14 protein-coding genes and 1 pseudogene are annotated in these 16,597 nt (G+C 68.5%); 8 read left to right on the top strand and 7 right to left on the bottom strand.

Translation table 11 applies throughout. The features are described from left to right. Positions 1-119: 119 nt before the first annotated feature. From yjfF to ACT53U_RS03680, 7 genes and pseudogenes are all read right to left on the bottom strand, one after another. Positions 120-1,091 carry a galactofuranose ABC transporter, permease protein YjfF gene (gene yjfF, locus ACT53U_RS03710; protein WP_476152823.1) on the bottom strand — a complete coding sequence of 324 codons (972 nt, stop codon included), beginning with the start codon at positions 1,089-1,091 and terminating at the stop codon, positions 120-122. Next, positions 1,088-2,054: pseudogene (locus ACT53U_RS03705) on the bottom strand (ABC transporter permease). The gene yjfF and the pseudogene ACT53U_RS03705 overlap by 4 nt, the downstream one beginning before the upstream one ends. A gap of 109 nt (positions 2,055-2,163) precedes the next feature. Further along, complete coding sequence (locus ACT53U_RS03700) at positions 2,164-3,669, bottom strand: sugar ABC transporter ATP-binding protein (RefSeq protein WP_476152821.1); 1,506 nt, start codon at positions 3,667-3,669, stop codon at positions 2,164-2,166. A gap of 124 nt (positions 3,670-3,793) precedes the next feature. Then, positions 3,794-4,744: an ABC transporter substrate-binding protein gene (locus tag ACT53U_RS03695; RefSeq protein ID WP_476152819.1), complete on the bottom strand. Its 951-nt coding sequence runs from the start codon at positions 4,742-4,744 to the stop codon at positions 3,794-3,796. 700 nt (positions 4,745-5,444) lie between these two features. Beyond that, complete coding sequence (locus ACT53U_RS03690; protein ID WP_476152817.1) at positions 5,445-7,187, bottom strand: HAD-IIIC family phosphatase; 1,743 nt, start codon at positions 7,185-7,187, stop codon at positions 5,445-5,447. 95 nt (positions 7,188-7,282) lie between these two features. Then, on the bottom strand, positions 7,283-8,575 hold the full coding sequence (locus tag ACT53U_RS03685; RefSeq protein ID WP_476152815.1) for a glycosyltransferase family 87 protein: 1,293 nt from the start codon (positions 8,573-8,575) through the stop codon (positions 7,283-7,285). 100 nt (positions 8,576-8,675) lie between these two features. Then, complete coding sequence (locus ACT53U_RS03680; RefSeq protein WP_476137890.1) at positions 8,676-9,137, bottom strand: Lrp/AsnC family transcriptional regulator; 462 nt, start codon at positions 9,135-9,137, stop codon at positions 8,676-8,678. A 49-nt stretch (positions 9,138-9,186) separates the two neighbouring features. Here ACT53U_RS03680 and ACT53U_RS03675 point away from each other — a divergent pair, with 49 nt between their 5' ends. The 8 genes from ACT53U_RS03675 (at position 9,187) to ACT53U_RS03640 (ending at position 16,595) form a co-directional block, all read left to right on the top strand. Beyond that, complete coding sequence (locus ACT53U_RS03675; RefSeq protein ID WP_476152813.1) at positions 9,187-10,029, top strand: aspartate/glutamate racemase family protein; 843 nt, start codon at positions 9,187-9,189, stop codon at positions 10,027-10,029. A gap of 26 nt (positions 10,030-10,055) precedes the next feature. Beyond that, positions 10,056-11,360, top strand: coding sequence for an NAD(P)/FAD-dependent oxidoreductase (locus ACT53U_RS03670; RefSeq protein ID WP_476152811.1), 1,305 nt, complete (start codon positions 10,056-10,058; stop codon positions 11,358-11,360). A gap of 20 nt (positions 11,361-11,380) precedes the next feature. Next, a complete protein-coding gene (locus ACT53U_RS03665; RefSeq protein ID WP_476152809.1) occupies positions 11,381-11,893 on the top strand; it encodes an L-2-amino-thiazoline-4-carboxylic acid hydrolase in 513 nt (170 codons plus the stop codon). A 46-nt stretch (positions 11,894-11,939) separates the two neighbouring features. Further along, positions 11,940-12,446: an L-2-amino-thiazoline-4-carboxylic acid hydrolase gene (locus tag ACT53U_RS03660; RefSeq protein ID WP_476152808.1), complete on the top strand. Its 507-nt coding sequence runs from the start codon at positions 11,940-11,942 to the stop codon at positions 12,444-12,446. A gap of 67 nt (positions 12,447-12,513) precedes the next feature. Then, positions 12,514-13,629 (top strand): ABC transporter substrate-binding protein, encoded by a 1,116-nt coding sequence (locus ACT53U_RS03655; protein ID WP_476152806.1) that lies wholly within the window; start codon positions 12,514-12,516, stop codon positions 13,627-13,629. 290 nt (positions 13,630-13,919) lie between these two features. Further along, a complete protein-coding gene (locus tag ACT53U_RS03650) occupies positions 13,920-14,834 on the top strand; it encodes a branched-chain amino acid ABC transporter permease (protein ID WP_476152804.1) in 915 nt (304 codons plus the stop codon). Between the two features lie 13 nt (positions 14,835-14,847). Beyond that, a complete protein-coding gene (locus tag ACT53U_RS03645; RefSeq protein WP_476152802.1) occupies positions 14,848-15,846 on the top strand; it encodes a branched-chain amino acid ABC transporter permease in 999 nt (332 codons plus the stop codon). Beyond that, a complete protein-coding gene (locus ACT53U_RS03640; protein WP_476152800.1) occupies positions 15,843-16,595 on the top strand; it encodes an ABC transporter ATP-binding protein in 753 nt (250 codons plus the stop codon). The genes ACT53U_RS03645 and ACT53U_RS03640 overlap by 4 nt, the downstream gene beginning before the upstream one ends. The last annotated feature ends 2 nt before the right edge of the window (positions 16,596-16,597 follow it).

Here is a 16,597-nt window from a genome sequence, read left to right as displayed (position 1 = left end):
CATTTTCGCTATGCGTGTCGATCACTTGTCCGTGCCGACGGTGAAACGCATTCGCCCGGCGCATGGCCGGGCGAGGCGAGGGAGGTGGCGTCAGGCGGCAGGCGGTTTCGCCGCCGCGCTCAGGCGTGGGCGGTCTCGTCGACGCCGCGGACCGAGCTCATGATCAGCTTCTGCATCAGGATGAAGACGAAGAGCAGGGCGCCGACGACGATGCGGATCCACCAGCTGTCGAGCGAGCCGTCGAAGACGATCAGCGTCTGGATCAGGCCCTGGATCAGCCCGCCGAAGACCGTGCCGGCGACGAGGCCGACACCGCCGGTCAGCAGCGTGCCGCCGATCACCACCGAGGCGATGGCGTCGAGTTCGACACCGGTCGCAGCGAGCGGATAGCCCGAGGCGGTGTAGAGCGCGTAGGTCGCTCCGGCGAGGGCGCCGAAGACGCCGTTCAGCGCGTAGACGCCGACGATGGTGCGCCGGACCGGCACGCCGAGGAGGAGCGCCGAGGTGGCGTCGCCGCCGACGGCGTAGATGTCGGCGCCGAAGCGGGTGCGATGGGCGATGAGCAGCGCCACCGCGAGGGCGGCGAGCATCATCAGCGCCGGTCCGGAGATCCAACCGTCGCCGGGCAGCGGGATCTGGAACTCGGAGAAGGCGTCGACGAAGGGGTGTTTGATCGGGATCGAGTCGAGGCTGATGACGAAGCACAGGCCGCGCAGCATGAACATGGCGGTCAGCGTCATGATGAAGGGTTGGATCTGGAAGGTGGCGATGGCCCAGCCCATCGCCGCGCCGAGCACCAGGCCGAAGACCAGCATCGCCGCGATCGCCGCCAGCGGATGCCAGCCGTGGGCGATCAGCGTCGCCATCGCCAGACCGACGAAGCCGATCATCGAGCCGACCGACAGGTCGATGCCGCCCGACAGGATGACGAAGGTCATGCCGAGGCCGGCGATGATGACGAAGGCGTTGTCGGTCAGGAGGTTGCCGAAGACGCGGGACGACAGGAAGTGATCGAACCACAGTCCGCCCGCGCCGTAGAGCAGGACGAAGACCACGATCGTCGCGAAGATCGGGAGCCGGCGTTCTCTCATGGCGTGACCTTTCGACGGGCGACGAGGCGGCGCAGCTCGGCACGCAGCGCCGGGGCCTGGAGCAGCAGGACGGCGAGGATGACCACGGCCTTGACGACGAGATTGTATTCCGGCGGCAGGCCGCTCATCAGGATCGAGGTGGTCAGCGACTGGATGATCAGCACGCCGACCAGCGTGGTGGCGAGGAAGATGCGTCCGCCGTTGAGCGAGGCGCCGCCCAGCACCACGGCGAGGATGGCGTCGAGTTCCGACCACAGGCCGGCGGTGACGGCATCGGAGGCGCGCACGTCGCCGGTGATGACGACGCCGGCCAGCGCCGCGGTGACGCCGCAGATGGCATAGGCCCCGAGCGTCACGGCGCGGGTGCCGACGCCGGCGAGCCGGGCGGCGGGGGCATTGGCGCCGACCGCCTCGACGAAGAGACCGTAGGCGGTGCGCCTGAGCAGCAGCCACAGCACGAAGACGACGCCGGCGACCAGGAACAGCCGCGACGGGATCACCCAGACGCGGCCGGTCGCCAGCGCCGAGAAGAACTCGGAGCGGAAGGTCGGAATGCGGCCGCCGTTGATCATCTGGGCGATGCCGCGGCCGGCGACCATCAGGATCAGCGTGGCGATGATCGGCTGGATGCCGAGGACGGCGACGAGGAAGCCGTTCCACAGGCCGCAGAGCAGACCCACGCCGAGCGTGGCGGCGATCACCAGCCAGGGATCGACCCCGGCATGGATGAAATGCGCCATCACCGCGCCTGCGATGGCGATCACCGAGCCGACCGACAGGTCGATGCCGCGGGCGCCGATCACCACGGCCATGCCCAGCGCCACCAGGGCGATCGGCGTGCCGCGGTAGAGGATGTCGATCGTCGAGCCGTAGAGCCGCCCCTCGACCAGACGGATCGAGAAGAAGCTCGGCGAGATGAACCAGTCGACCACCAGGATCGCCGCCAGCGCCAGGAGCGGCCAGACGGCGGCGGGGATGGCGCGACGTTCGGGACGGGCGGCACCGGGCGGCGTGGCCGCAGGGGCGGCGGGTCGGGGGTCGTCGGACGGGGTCGGGGTCATGGTCGTCTCGGTCATCTGCTGGCGATCGCCTCCACGATGGACGACCGCGTCACCGCGTCGCCGGTGATCTCGCAGACCTTGCGGCGGTCGCGCAGGACGACGACGCGATGGGAGAAGGCGACGATCTCGTCGAGTTCGGACGAGGCGACCAGCAGCGCCAGTCCCTCGCCGCACAGACGGCGGATCAGGGCGACGATCTCGGCATGGGCGCCGATGTCGATGCCGCGGGTCGGCTCGTCGAGGATGAGGAGGCGCGGCTCGGCGGCCAGCCAACGGGCGAGGATCACCTTCTGCTGGTTGCCGCCGGAGAGCTGGCCGACCGGCTTCTCGGCGTCGGGTGTGGCGATGCCGAGGGCGGCGATCATCTCGCGGGCGAGGCGGTCCTGCTCGGCGGCGCCGATGCGGTTCCACCAGCCGCGGCGGGACTGCAGCGCCAGGATCAGGTTCTCGCGCACGCTGAGCTCGAGAATCAGGCCGTCGTGCTTGCGGTCCTCCGGGCAGAAGCCGAAGCCGAGGCGGATCGCCTGACCGGGCGAGCGCAGGGAGACGGGCTCGCCCGCCACCCGGAGGCGGCCGCGATCGGCGCGCACGGCGCCGAAGATCAGTTTCGCCGTCTCGGTACGGCCCGAGCCGAGCAGGCCGGCGAGGCCGACGACTTCGCCGGCGCGGACGGAGAGATCGATCGGCTCGATCCAGCGCGCCTTGCCGAAGCCGTCCGTCGCCAGGACCGGTTCGGAAGCCGGGTCGAAGTGGGCTTCGGGGCGGCCCGCTTCGATCTCGGTCGCCAGCGCGCGGCCGAGCATCAGGGTGACGAGGCGCATGCGCGGCATCGCCGCGACCGTGTCGGAGCCGGCGAAACGGCCGTTCCGCAGCACGGTGATGCGGTCGCAGACGGCATAGACCTGTTCGATGAAGTGGGTGATGAAGACGATCGCGATGCCCTTGGCGCGGATGTCGCGCAGCACGCCGAACAGGCGCTCGACCTCGGCGGCATCGAGGCTGGCGGTCGGCTCGTCGAGGACGAGGACGCCGGTCTCGCGGTCGAGGGCGCGGGCGATGGCGACCAGTTGCTGGATCGCCAGCGAATAGGAGCCGAGCGAGCGGTCGAGATCGAGATCGAGGCCGAGGCGGGCGAGCGCGCCGCGGGCGCGTTCCCGGGCACCCTTCCACGACACGAGGCCGAAGCGGGTCGGCTGGCGACCGAGGGTGAGGTTCTCGGCGACCGTCATGGTCGGGACGAGGTTGACCTCCTGATAGACCGTGGCGATGCCGAGGTCCTGAGCCGCGGCGGGGCTCTCCGGGCGAATGGTGACGCCGTCGAGTTCGATGGTGCCGGCATCGGCGGGATGCACCCCGGTCAGCACCTTCACCAGGGTCGACTTGCCGGCGCCGTTCTCGCCGAGCAGGGCATGGATCTCGCCCGGCGCGAGCGTGAAGTCGACGCCGTCGAGCGCCCGCACGCCGGGAAACGTCTTGGTGATGCCTCGCATGGCGATGCGTGGCGTCGCGTCCGTCATCGTGTCACCCCTTCGCTCGTCGTCCGTCGGGACCGACAGGGGTCGTTCCCGGCTCGCAGTCGTCTCCGCGCGGGAGGCGAGGGGGCGTTCCGGCGCCCCGCCGCTTCCCGCGCGAAGTCGGGGTTCACTTGATGCCGCGCTTGGCGATCTGGGCGGCGGCGTCGGCCTGGGTGTGGAGGTCGCTGTCGATCTTCACCCACTTCGGCCAGTCGTGCTTGCCCTTCAGATAGGCTTCGACGACGTTGTAGATGTCCTTGCCGATGTCGGAGCGCAGCTCGACCGAGGCGTTCGCCTCGCCGGCCGCCATCGCCTTGAACATGTCCGGCACGCTGTCGACCGAGACCATCAGCACGTCCTTGCCCGGCTTCAGACCCGCTTCCTTCATCGCCTGGATGGCGCCGAGGAGCATGTTGTCGTTGTGGGCGTAGACCGCGCAGATGCCCTTGAAGCCGTCGGTCGCCTTGATGAAGCTCTCGGCCACTTCCTTGCCTTCGGCGGTGGTGAAGTTGCCGGACTGCGACTTGACGATCTTCATGTCCGGGAAGTTCGAGGTGATCGACTCGAAGCCCTTCTTGCGCTGGATCGCCGGGGCCGAGCCGACGGTGCCCTGCAACTCGGCGATGTCGCACTTGCCCTTGGTCGCCTGGGCGAGCCAGGCACCGGCGAGACGACCCTCGAGGTTGAAGTCGGCGGAGATGCGGGTGACGAACAGGTCCTTGTCGCTGTCGACGTCACGGTCGGCGAGGAAGACCGGGATCTTGGCCTGTTTGGCTTCCTTCAGGACGGCGTCCCAGCCGGTGACGACGACGGGGGCGATGATGATCGCGTCGACCTTCTGGGCGATGAAGGAACGAACCGCCTTCAGCTGGTTCTCTTCCTTGCCCTGGGCGTCGGAGAACTTCAGGTCGATACCGCGCTTGGCGGCCTCGTCCTTCATGTCCTTGGAGAAGGCGGGACGCCAGTCGCCTTCCGAGCCCACCTGCGAGAAGCCGATGGTCAGGGCGGACGCCGAGCCGGACGCGAATGCGAGGCCGAGCCCGAAGGTCACGGCGGCGAGCAGATCGAATTTCTTCATCGTTCCTCCTACCGGCCTTCCGGCCGATCATCGCCGAGGGAGGAGACGAATGCGTCGTGAGGCCCTTCCGAACCACGGCCGACCGTGAACGCCGGCGACCTCTCCCGACCGAGGAGAAGCCGTGCGCTCCCCTACCGGAGCGCGGCTCACGCGTTCGGCTCGTGGTGCGATGCCGGCGCGCTCGGGTGGGACGAGCGGCGGGGACGGCGGACCGCCCCCCGACGGCATCATGGACGTTTCGTCGACGAACCCCGATGTCCCTCCCTGCGGAGGAATGTCAGGGATGTGTACAATCCGACCCGTATGCCGACCAGAGAAGCTCGGCATTCGTCTTTCGTCGAAGTGTGCTGTCGAGCGTTCGGACGTCCTTCAGAAAAGAATCTCGGGCATTCGCGCTGTTCCTCCGCCGGTTCATCCAATGGACGACTGTCACGGGTCGGCCGGGTTGTTTTATTGCTTGGCCGACCATTGACACCTGCAGGGCGAGACGCCTTGCAAGGGCAGTGAAATGGTACCTCTTGCGCGAGCGGTCGCAACGAGTCGATTTGGCTAATTACATGGACGATCCTGTCGCAAAGCTGCGACGATCGCACGCATCGGATGCGTCGACGAAATGGTTTCGGCCGCTCGGTCGCGTCGTCGGAGGTCGACGAAGGGCGTCTCGCCGCTGCCGCGGGCGGCCCGTCACGGTCACGTCACGTCAACCGGCGCGGAGCGCGATCCAGTCCGGCACGCGGGTCGGCGTCGCGACGCGCCAGCGGCCGTCGGCCTCGACCATGCCGTGGTCGGCGGGGAAGGCGGCGCAGGTCTTGTTGCGGCCGGTGTCGACCAGCAGGGCCGCTTCGACGCCATGGGTCTCCTCGAGACGGGCGAGGAAGGCGGTCTCGATGCCGAGGCCGAAGACGCGGCAGGAGAGCACCATCTGCTCCAGCACCCGGTCGCGCAGCACGGCGACGGAGACGAGGCCGTTGTCGCCGAATCGGTCGGAGGCGCGCAGGCCGACGAGCGTGCCGCCGGCGGCGAAGAAGGCGCCGATCTCGGCGTCCGACCAGCGCCTGCCGGTGGTGTTGAACTGGTTGGTCTTGTTCAGCAGCTCGAAGGCGCGGGCGAAGTCGGGATCGCTCTTGGCCGCGATCGGGCGGATCGCGACGGCGACGGCGAGATCGCGCAGCCAGTCCTCGCGCGACTGGCCGGCGGCGGCCTCGTCGCGCTTCTGCTTGGCGGCGATCAGCGCCGTGCGGGCGGTCGATTCGGCCGTCACCGCGGCGACCTGGGTGTGCGGCGAATGGAGAATGTGGGCGCGCCACAGGCTCTCGTCGCCGCTGAGCGTCCGGATCTCGGGCAGCGCGCGCGTCACCTCGTCGATCTCGCGCGGATTGTCGTCGACGAAGAGGACGTTGCCGGGCAAGAGGTTGGTCGCAGCCAAGATGCGGCGGATGCTCTCCGACTTCGGGCCCCAGTTGATCTCGAGGGCGCAGAAGTCGTCGATCCTCAGGCGATCGCCCCAGACCCTGGCGAAGCGGGCGACAGTCTCGTCGTGGTCGTTCTTGGAGGCGATCGCCAGAAGGCCGCCGCGGCGCTTGAACTCGAGCAGTGCCTCGGCATAGCCGAGCGGCCAGCCCTCGACGTGTTCGTGCGGCACGATCTCGTCGAACTCGGCGAGGACGCCCTTCCACAGCGTGTTGTCGAGGTCGGTGACGATCAGCTTGATCGGCCGGGGCTGCGCGAGCACCACGAGGGCGCGGTGGAGGCGGACGACGAGTGCGGTGTGGAACTCGTCCGACAGCCGGCCCTTGATGCCGCCGTGGGTGAAGTGGTTGGTCCAGCCGTCGCTCAGGTCGCGGTCGCCGAGATGGTGCAGGACGTCGTTGAGCTCGAGGTAGTGACAGGTCGGATCGGCCTCGAGCGCGTCGGCCATGGCGTCGTTCAGCAGCGTGACGGCGCGGTGGAGCGAGCGGCGGCGGCCGTTCAGCAGCAGGCCCTGATAGGTGCTCGGCGGTTCGATGAAGCCGACGACGAAGACCGGCGCGCGGCCGGCGACGACGGCCGAGATGTCGGCGACGATGCGCTCGACCCCGGCACGGTGGGCGGCGACGAAGGCGTCGAAGGCGGCGTCGTCGGCGATGCGGGCATGGGCGAGGTCGTCGCCGAAGAGGCCGCGCAGATTGGGGGTGACGACGACCGCGTCGAAGCTCGCCCAGTCGAGATCGGGAAATCCGGCGGCCGGGTGGCTCGAATAGAGATGGCTCTCAACGGTGTCGCCCGCCGCCTCGAAGGCGCGGGAGAGCTTGTCGGTCATGCAGGTGCCGAGGAGTGCGACGCGCAGCGGCTTGGCGAAGGCCTCCGGGCAGCCCTCGCGGGTGATGCCGAGATGGTCGTGGCGCATCGCGCCGACGTGGCGGCGAAGCCAGCGCGACAGCCTGATCCTGAGCCGCTGCAGCATGTCGTTTCCGTCGTCCGATCGATCGCCGCGCGGGCGGCCCCGCGGCGATGGTTACAGCATGGCGTCGGGCCTGCCAATCGAGCGGGCCGATCGGCTCACGCGGCGGCGCGTGGACGCAGGAGCGCCGCCAACGCGCCGAGCCAGAGGGCGACCAGCGCCGCCGTGGCGATGCCCGACCAGAGGGCGAAGTCGTAGAGCACGCGGCCGACGAGGTCCTTGTTGACGGCGATTGCCACGACCACCGCAACGGCGAGGGCCGCGGCCGAGATCCGGTCGCCGGCACGCACCGCCCGGTGGGCGAGAAGGACCGCGGCGGGGGCGACGATCGGGAAATGGGCGAGGCCCGACATCAGCGAGAAGGCGAGCATCAAGAGCGGCACGATCGCCAGTTCGGCGGCCCGTGCCTCGCGCTCGGCGGCCTCGCCGGCGCCCGCCGCGCGGCGGTTGCGCGCGGCGATCCAGGAGACGACGAAGGTCGCCACACCCATGGCGCCCATCACCGCGTAGGTCGCGAGCTTCAACGGCCGGGCCTCGACCATCGCTGCGGCGGCGGAGACGACGGCCTCGCCGCCGGCGACCGAGAAGCGGGTGTTGACCAGCCGCTGGATCGTGCCGCCGAGCGACTGGTTGTAGATGTTGTGGGTGGCGGTGGTCGCCCAGGCGCCGAGCGTGGCGTTCACGTCGGCTGCGGGCAGGATGTAGCGCTTCAGCCAAGTGACGAGCCAGGTGCCTTCCGGCGCCGGGTGAACGAGATCGGGCAGCAGCGCGGCGACGGCGACGGTCACGAGCAGCGCCATCGTCGCGCGGGCGTCACGGCGCCACAGGAAATAGACGAGGAAGAGCAGCGGCGGCCCCTTGATCGAGGCGCCGAGCCCGATCAGCACGCCGGCGAGGAGCGAGCGGCCGCGCCAGTGGGCGAGCATGCCGGCGGCGACGAAGGCATCGATCAGGAGATCGGCCTGTTGGTGCAGCACGGTGTTCCAGGCGTAGGGGGCGGCCGCGATGACGCCGAGGGCGGCGATCGTCCAGGCGGCGCGATTGTCGGGCGTCGGATCGCCGAGGGTGGTCTCGCCGGCGAGCCGCCAGGAGACGAGGGCGACGACGCCGATCGCCGCGACGTTGACGGTGTAGAAGGCGAGGCGCGTCGCCCATTCCGGCAGCGGCACGAAGGGCAGGCCGAGGATCGTCCCGAAGGGCGGATAGAGGTAGAGCGTGCCGACGTGGTAGAAATCCTCGCCGCGGACGAGCTGGCGCGAGGCGAGGACGAAGACCTGCGCCCATTCGGCGTCCGGCCGGATCACCATCATCGCCGCCATCACGACGAAGGCGATCGCCCCGATGCCGCCGGCGAGCGGCTTCCACCGCGTCGCGATCCACCCGAAATCCATCACGCTCGTCCTCCCGGGTCGTCGCCCACGGCCATCCGCGACATGGGCTTATCATCCCGCGGCGCCGGAGCAATCCCCCTCGGCGGCGGCGTCCGGTCGCTCACGCGTAGCGCAGCGGCACGGCGGTGGTGAACTTCATCTCCTCCATGGCGATGAAGGAGGTGATGTCGGTGAAGTCGAGGCGGGTGATCAGCTGCTTGTAGACCGCGTCGTAGATCTCGACCGAGGGGACGACGAGGCGCAGCAGATAGTCCATCTCGCCGGTCAGGCGGTAGGCCTCGACGATCTCGGGAATGTCGGAGATCGCCTTGCGGAAGGCCTCCAGCCATTCGATCGAGTGGCGCGAGGTGCGCACGCCGACGAAGACGGTGGTGCCGACGTTGGCGCGGCGACGGTCGATCAGCGCGACGCGGCGCGAGATCAGCCCGTGGTCCTCGAGCGCCTTGATGCGGCGCCAGCAGGCCGAGACCGAGAGGCCGACCGTGTCGGCGAGATCGGCCACGGCGACGGTGGCGTCCTCCTGAAGCTCCTCGAGAATTCTCCTGTCGCGAATGTCGAGCACGGCGCGCTCCATTTGTGTGCATGGCGAGTTATGTGCAAATCAGTGTCGCATGTTTTCGATATCGTGCAACAAGTTTGCGTCGATGCCGGTTGTTTGTGCAAACGACGCGCATTCTCCGCATCGCTCCTGCGCTACCGTTTTTGCGTCGAACCCAAGACGGAGCAGGAAAGTGTCTCGCATCATCGGTCTGATCGGCGGTATGAGCTGGGAAAGCACCGCGACCTACTATCGTGAAATCAACGAGATGGTGCGCGACCGCCACGGCGGCCTCGTGTCCGCCGACATTCTCCTGCGCTCCGTCAACTTCGACGAGATTGTCGCCCTGCAGAAGGCCGGCGACTGGGTCGGCGCCGAGGCGCGCCTCGCCGAGGCCGGTCGTGGTCTCGCCGGTGCCGGCGCCGGCTGTCTCCTCATCTGCACCAACACGATGCATCTCGTCGCCGACGGCGTCGAGCGCTCGGCCGGCGTGCCGCTGATCCACATCGTCGACGTGGTCGGGCGTGACCTGGCGGCAAGCGGGGTGAAGGCGCCGCTGCTTCTGGCGACCCGCTACACCATGGAACAGAATTTCTGGAAAGATCGTCTGCGGCGAAAGTTCGATCTCGACGTCATGGTCCCGGAAGAGCAGGATCGCGCCGTCGTCCACGATGTGATCTTCGACGAGCTCTGTCGTGGCGTGGTCAAGGAAACCTCCCGCCGTAGTTACATCACCATCATCGAGGCAGCCAAGGCGCGCGGTGCCGACAGCGTGATCTTCGGTTGTACCGAAATTGGACTTCTCATCAGTTCCGCCGATACCGATCTGCCGGTATTCGATTCCACCAAACTCCATGCCCGCGCCGCAGCCGATTTCTTCGACGGCCACCTCGACATGGATCCCGTCGCCGCCTGACGACGCCTCTCCAGGACAAGCCGGTCATGCCCGTTCACGCCCAGCCCTTCCCGCCCTCGCTCTGGTCCGCCGTGACCCCGGACCGCTCCCCGGCGCCGGCACTCGCGGGCGACGTGCGGGCCGACGTCGCGATCGTCGGTGGCGGCATCACCGGCCTGTCCACCGCCCTCGAACTCGCCTCGCGCGGACGCTCCGTCGTCCTCGCCGAGGCGGCTTCGGTCGGCTGGGGCGCCTCGGGGCGCAACAACGGTCAGGTCATCCCGACCATGACGGGCGCCGAACCCGACGTCATGGCGGTGCGCTTCGGCGAGACGGGCGAACGCTTCGCCCAGCTCGTCAGCGACAGCGCTACTCACGTCTTCGATCTGATCCGCCGCCACGGCATCGACTGCGAGGCGGTGCAGAACGGCTGGTTCCAGCCGGCCCATTCGCCGGGCCGGGTGAAGCTGTCGGCCGCCCGCGTCGAGGCCTGGGGACGGCGTGGCGCGCCTGTCCGTCTGCTCGATGCGGCCGAGACGGCGGTGCTGGTCGGCTCGAAGGAATGGTACGGCGGCATGCTCAATGCCTCCGGCGGCCATCTCAATCCGCTCGCCTATGTCCGTGGTCTGGCGAAGGCGGCGGAAGCCGCCGGTGCCCGGATCTTCGAGGGCACGGCGGTGACCGGTCTCGAGAAAGCCGGCGACGGCTGGCGGCTGAACACGGCGGGCGGCGCGATCGTCGCCGACCGGGTGATGCTCGCCTCCAACGGCTACACCGACTGGTTCGCCCCCTCGCTCGCCCCGAAGATCGCCCATTCGCTGATCCCGGTGCTCTCCTGGCAGATGGCGACGGCGCCGCAGTCCGAAGCCGTCCGCGCCACGGTCCTGCCGGGGCTCCAGGCGCTTTCCGACACCCACGGCGACCTGCGCTTCTTCCGCTGGGACGCGCGCGGCCGGCTCGTCTCGGGCGGCGCGATGATCGTGCCCTTCGACGGCGCGCGGCGGCTGAAGGCGCTGATCGGCAAGCGCCTCGCCGGCATCTTCCCGCAGATGGGCGTGCCGTCCTTCGACTTCGTCTGGAACGGCCGGATCGGCATGACGCACGACCGCATGCCGCGGTTTCACCGGCTGGCCGACGGTCTATGGACATGGGAGGCCTGCAACGGCCGCGGCGTGGCGCTCGCCTCCGCCCTCGGCCCGGTCTTCGCGGACGCGCTCGACGGCAGGCCGGAGAAGGACCTTCCCGTGCCGCTGACCGAGGTGCGGCCCTACGCATTCCACAAGCTCGCCACCCTGGTGGCTCCGAGCCTGCTCGCTCACTACCGCTGGAAAGACGGCCGCGAGCCGGCGTGATGTCAGAGAGGAAGAGAACGATGTCCGAAGTCAGCCGGTCCTCGACGATGGTTCCGATCGAGACCCTTCGCGCCGCCTTCAACGCCCGCGCCATGGCCTATGCCCAGGTCTTCGACGTCATCCGCGAGAGCGACGGCGTCGAGCGTGCCGTCGAGGTGCTCGGCGAGGCGACCCGCCGGATGGGTGCGATCGCCGGTGTCCGTTACTCGGATCTCGCGCCGGGCAATCTCGCCGAACTCAAGGACCGCTTCCTCGGCGACGTTCCGGCGGTCGAGGAGATGTTCGCTCCCGAGATCGTCCAGTTGGACGACGAGCGTCTGGTGATCCAGTTCCATCGCTGCCCCCTGCGCGAGGCGTGGCAGGCGATGGGCCGTTCGGAGGAAGACGTCGAACTGCTCTGCAAGGCCGGATCGATGGTCGATCGTGGCGTGTTCGAGGCCGCCGGTTTCGGCTTCGAGGCGGAGAACTGGCATCCCGGATGCGGCGACCGCTGCTTCCTGAAGATCTCGCCCGGCGCGGCCAAGGCCGCCTGAGGCGACGCGTCCACCGTTCACGAACCATCGACGAGGATCGCCGATCATGACCGACACATCCCCCTCCGGCCGCATGGTGCCGATCGAGTGGCTCCAGGGTGCCTTCACCATGCGCGCCGCGGCCTATGCCAACATGTTCGACGTGCTGCGCGATGCCTTCGGCACCGACAAGGCGGTCGAGCTGGTCGGCGAGGCGACCCGCCGCATGGGCGTGACCATGGGTGCCAAGTTCGCCGATCTCGGCCCGGCCAATCTGGTCGGTCTCAAGGATCGCTTCATCGGCGGCATCCCGGCGGTCGACGAGATCTTCGCCCCGGAGATCCGCCAGTGCGACGACGAGCGTCTCGAGATCAAGTTCCACCGCTGCCCGCTGAAGGAGGCCTGGCAGGCGATGGGGCTTTCGGAGGAAGATCTCGAACTCCTGTGCAAGGCCGGCGGCGCCATCGACGGCGGCCTCTTCAAGGCGGCCGGCTTCGTCTTCAAGGGCGAGACCTGGAAGCCGGGAGAGGAAGGTTGCTGCCGTCTGGTGGTCGAACCCGGCACCGCCGCCTGAGGCGTGGCCCCGCAGTTTCGGAAATAGGCACCCCATCGGCCCCCGGGCCCTCGAGTGGAGAGAGAGCATGACGTTCACCCGCAGGACCATCGTCGGCTTCGCGCTGATCGCCCCCTTCGCCGCCGCGCCGGCCTTTGCCGCCGACGCCATCCGTCTCGGCTACCAGCTGCCGCTGACCGGCAACACGGCGCAGTACGGCCAGGACTTCAAGACCGCCGCCGAGATCGCGCTCGAGCGCTTCAACGCCTCCGGCCGTCTGCCGGTCAAGGTCGAGATCGTCTTCGAAGACAGCCGCTCGGACGCCAAGGAAGGCGTGGCGATCGCCCGCAAGTTCGTCGACGACGAGAAGATCGTCGGCGTGCTCGGCGACTTCACCTCGGGCGTGTCGATGGCGGCGGCGCAGGTCTACAAGGAGGCCGGCATGCCGCAGCTCTCCCAGACCGCCTCGCACCCGGACTACGCCAAGATCTCGGAATGGCAGTTCCGCAACATCACGACGCAAGCCGGTGAGGGGCCGTTCAATGCCGACTGGATGCTCTCCAAGGGCATCAAGAAGGTCGCGGTGGTCGCCGAGCAGACCGACTGGGGTCAGTCCGTCACCAAGTACTTCAACGACGAACTGACCGCCAAGGGCGGCACCGTCGTCCTGACGGAGTACTTCAACCGCGGTCTGCCGGACTTCCGTTCGCTGCTCACCAAGATCCAGCGCGAGAAGCCCGATGCGATCTACACCGGCTTCTTCTACGAGGACGGTGCCAACTTCCTGAAGCAGGCGAAGCAGGTCGGCCTCAACGTGCCGATCTGGTCGACGTCGGCGGCGCACAACCAGAAGATCATCGAGCTCGCCGGCGCCGATGCCGATGGTCTGTCGCTCACCACCAACTTCCTGCCCAACAGCCCCAGGCCGGAAGTGAAGAGCTTCGTCGAGGCCTGGGTGAAGGCGCGCGGTGCCGAGCCGGGTCAGTTTCCGGCGCAGGCCTTCGACGCCGTCAACATCATGCTCGAGGCGGTGGTGAAGACCTATCCGAAGACCACCCGCGCCTCGGTGCGCGACGCGCTCGCCGCCACCAAGGACTTCCCCGGCGTGACCGGCAAGACGACCTTCGGCCCGGACCGCGAGCCGGTGAAGTCGCTCTCCAAGGTGCGCGTCGTCGGCGGCGTCTTCACGCCGGTCGAGGAGTGATCGAGCGGGGAGGGGAGACTTCGGTCTCGCCTCTCGGGCGACCGGCGTTGTCGTGACGCCCTCGCATCCGGTCCTCTCCTCCCTCGAGGGGGAGAGACAGAGAGGGGGGGAGGGCTTCCCCTCGATCTCGGAGTGTGAGGGCACGCCGCTGCCCCCCTCCCTGTCCCTCCCCCTCACGGGGGGAGGGGACGATGGGGCGGCGATCATCGACGCATCGCCGCTCGGACGAGACGTCTACGCATGCCGGGCGACCGGCGACCGTTCATCGACACGACGCGAGGGGCTCCAGCGTGATCGATCCCTATTACCTGCAGCAATTGGCCATCGGCCTGTCACAGGGGGTGATCTACGCCCTGATGGCGATCGGCTTCACGCTGATCTTCGGCGTGCTCAACGTCGTGAACTTCGCCCATGGCGAGGTCTACACGATCGGCGCCTTCGTCGGCCTGATCGTCGTCACCGCCTTCGCGCCGCCACTGGTCGTGGTGCTGCTGATCGTCATGGCGGTCGGTGCGGCGCTCGGCTTCGGGCTCGAACGCATCGCCTTCAAGCCGTTCCGCCGCTTCTCCGACGAGGCGTCGCTGAAGTCGCGGGCGATGCGGGAATCGACGCTGATGTCGTCGCTGGCGGTGTCGATCGTCGCCCGTGAGGGTCTCGAGATCGCCTTCGGCTCGCAGATGCAGACGCTGCCCTTCGCGGCGCTGATCAACAAGCCGATCGCGCTCGGACCGGTCACCATCGTCACCGGCGACCTGATCATCCTCGCCGTCGCCGCGGTGATGCTCGGCTCGCTGCAGTATCTCCTGACGCGGACGCGGGCCGGTCTCGCCATCCGCGCCGTCTCGGCCAATCCGCTCGGCGCCAAATACGTCGGCATCGACACCGACCGCACCATCCTCTTCACCTTCGCCATCGGCTCGGCGATGGGCGCGGCGGCCGGCATCCTGGTCGGGCTCTACTACGGGGCGATCTTCCCGGCGATGGGCTTCGTGCCCGGCATCAAGGCCTTCGTCGCCATGGTGATGGGCGGGCTGTCGTCGATCCCCGGCGCGGTGATCTGCGCGCTGCTGCTGGGTCTCTCCGAAGGCATCGCCACCACCTTCGTCTCGTCGAACTGGGCCGACATGGTCGCCTACGGCTTCCTCGTCGTCACCCTGATCTTCTTCCCGCAGGGGCTCTTCGGAGCGGGGAGGGAACGTGTCTGAGATCTCGAAAAAGATGTCGCGCTCGGCTCTCGTGCCGCTCGCGCTCGTCCTCCTCGTCTTCGCCGTCGCGCCCGCGACCCTCGCCTTCTTCGGCAAGGGCTACTTCTTCCAGGTCGCCAATCTGGTGCTGATCTTCGCGCTGCTCGCCGCGTCGCTGCATCTGGTGACCGGTGTCGGCGGACTGCTCCACCTCGGCCATGCCGCCTTCTACGGTATCGGCGCCTATGTCGCCGCGCTGATGGGCTCGGAGCTGAAGCTCGGCTTCCTCTGGGGCCTGCCGGCCGCCGGCCTCGTCGCGGGCCTCCTCGCCTTCGTGGTGGCGCTGCCGACGATGCGGCTGGTGTCGATCTATTTCGCGGTGGCGACGCTCGCCATCGGGCAGATGATCAACACGGTGCTGCTCAACTGGGTTGCGGTCACCAAGGGCCCGAACGGGGTGATGCTGTTCTCCGGCATCAAGCTCTTCGGCTGGTCGGTGAAGGGTGGCCTCGCGGTCTACTTCGTGGTCGCGGTGGTGGTCGGCCTGTCGATCTGGGCGCTGCATCGCCTCACCCACTCCTACTGGGGCAACGCTCTGCGAGCCCTGCGCGAGGACGACCAGTGCGCCGACGCCATGGGCATCGACACGGTGCGGCTGAAGATCGAGGTCTTCACGCTGTCGGCCTTCTTCGCCGGTCTCGCCGGTGCGCTGTGGGCCTACACCACCGGCTACGTCTCGCCCGGCGACTTCAACTTCTCCAACTCGATCCTGATCCTGGCGATGGTCGTCGTCGGCGGTCTCGGCTCGCTGCCCGGAGCGATCGTCGGCGCGGTGCTGCTCATCCTCCTGCCGGAGGTGCTGCGCTCGCTCGGTGATCTGCGCAACGTGATGGTCGGCCTCGTGATGTTCGTCTCCATCCTCTTCCTGCCGAAGGGTCTCTTCGGCGAGGTCCCCGCGCTCACCTTCGCCCGTCGGGCGCTGGGTCGGCGGTGGGCGGCTGCACCGGGTGAACGGGAGGTCGGCTGGAAATGACGCTGGTCGAAATCGAAAACGTCACCCGTCGCTTCGGTGGCCTGGTCGCGGTCGATGCCGTCACCACGAAGGTCGAGGCGGGCGAACTGGTCGGCCTGATCGGTCCCAACGGGGCGGGCAAGACGACGCTGTTCAACCTGATCTCGGGCTTCACCACGCTGTCGGAAGGCGTCGTCCGCTTCAAGGGCGAGGAGATCCAGGGCCTGAAGCCCTACGTGATCGCCTCGCGCGGCATGTCGCGGACCTTTCAGAACCTGCGCGTCTTCCCCAACATGTCGGTCTTCGACAACGTCTCGGTCGGCGCCGTCGGCAAGACGGGGATGTCGGCGGGCCGCGCGATCCTGGGCGGCGGCGGCCGTTCGGAGGCGATCTCGAAGGCGACCTGGGAGGCGCTGGAACGCGTCGGGCTGACGGAAGTCGCCGGCGAACTCGCCGCCAACCTCTCCTACGGCAAGCGCAAGTATCTCGAGATCGCGCGGGCTCTCGCGATGAAGCCCGACTTCCTGATCCTCGACGAACCCGCCGCCGGCCTCAACGACAGCGAGACGGCGGAACTCGCCCGCTTCATCCGCTCGCTCAACGCCGACGGCCTCGCCGTCATGCTGGTCGAGCACGACATGAACCTCGTCATGAGCATCTGCTCCCGCGTCGTCGTCCTGGCGTCGGGGCGCAAGATCGCCGATGCCGAACCCGACGTGGTGCGCGCCGATCCGGCGGTGCTCGAAGCCTATCTGGGGGTCGAGGAATGAGC

Source organism: Pinisolibacter sp. DMC19 (assembly GCF_056313985.1).
The sequence above is the reverse complement of the archived record's forward strand: the minus strand, read 5'-3'. Positions and strand labels throughout refer to the sequence as shown.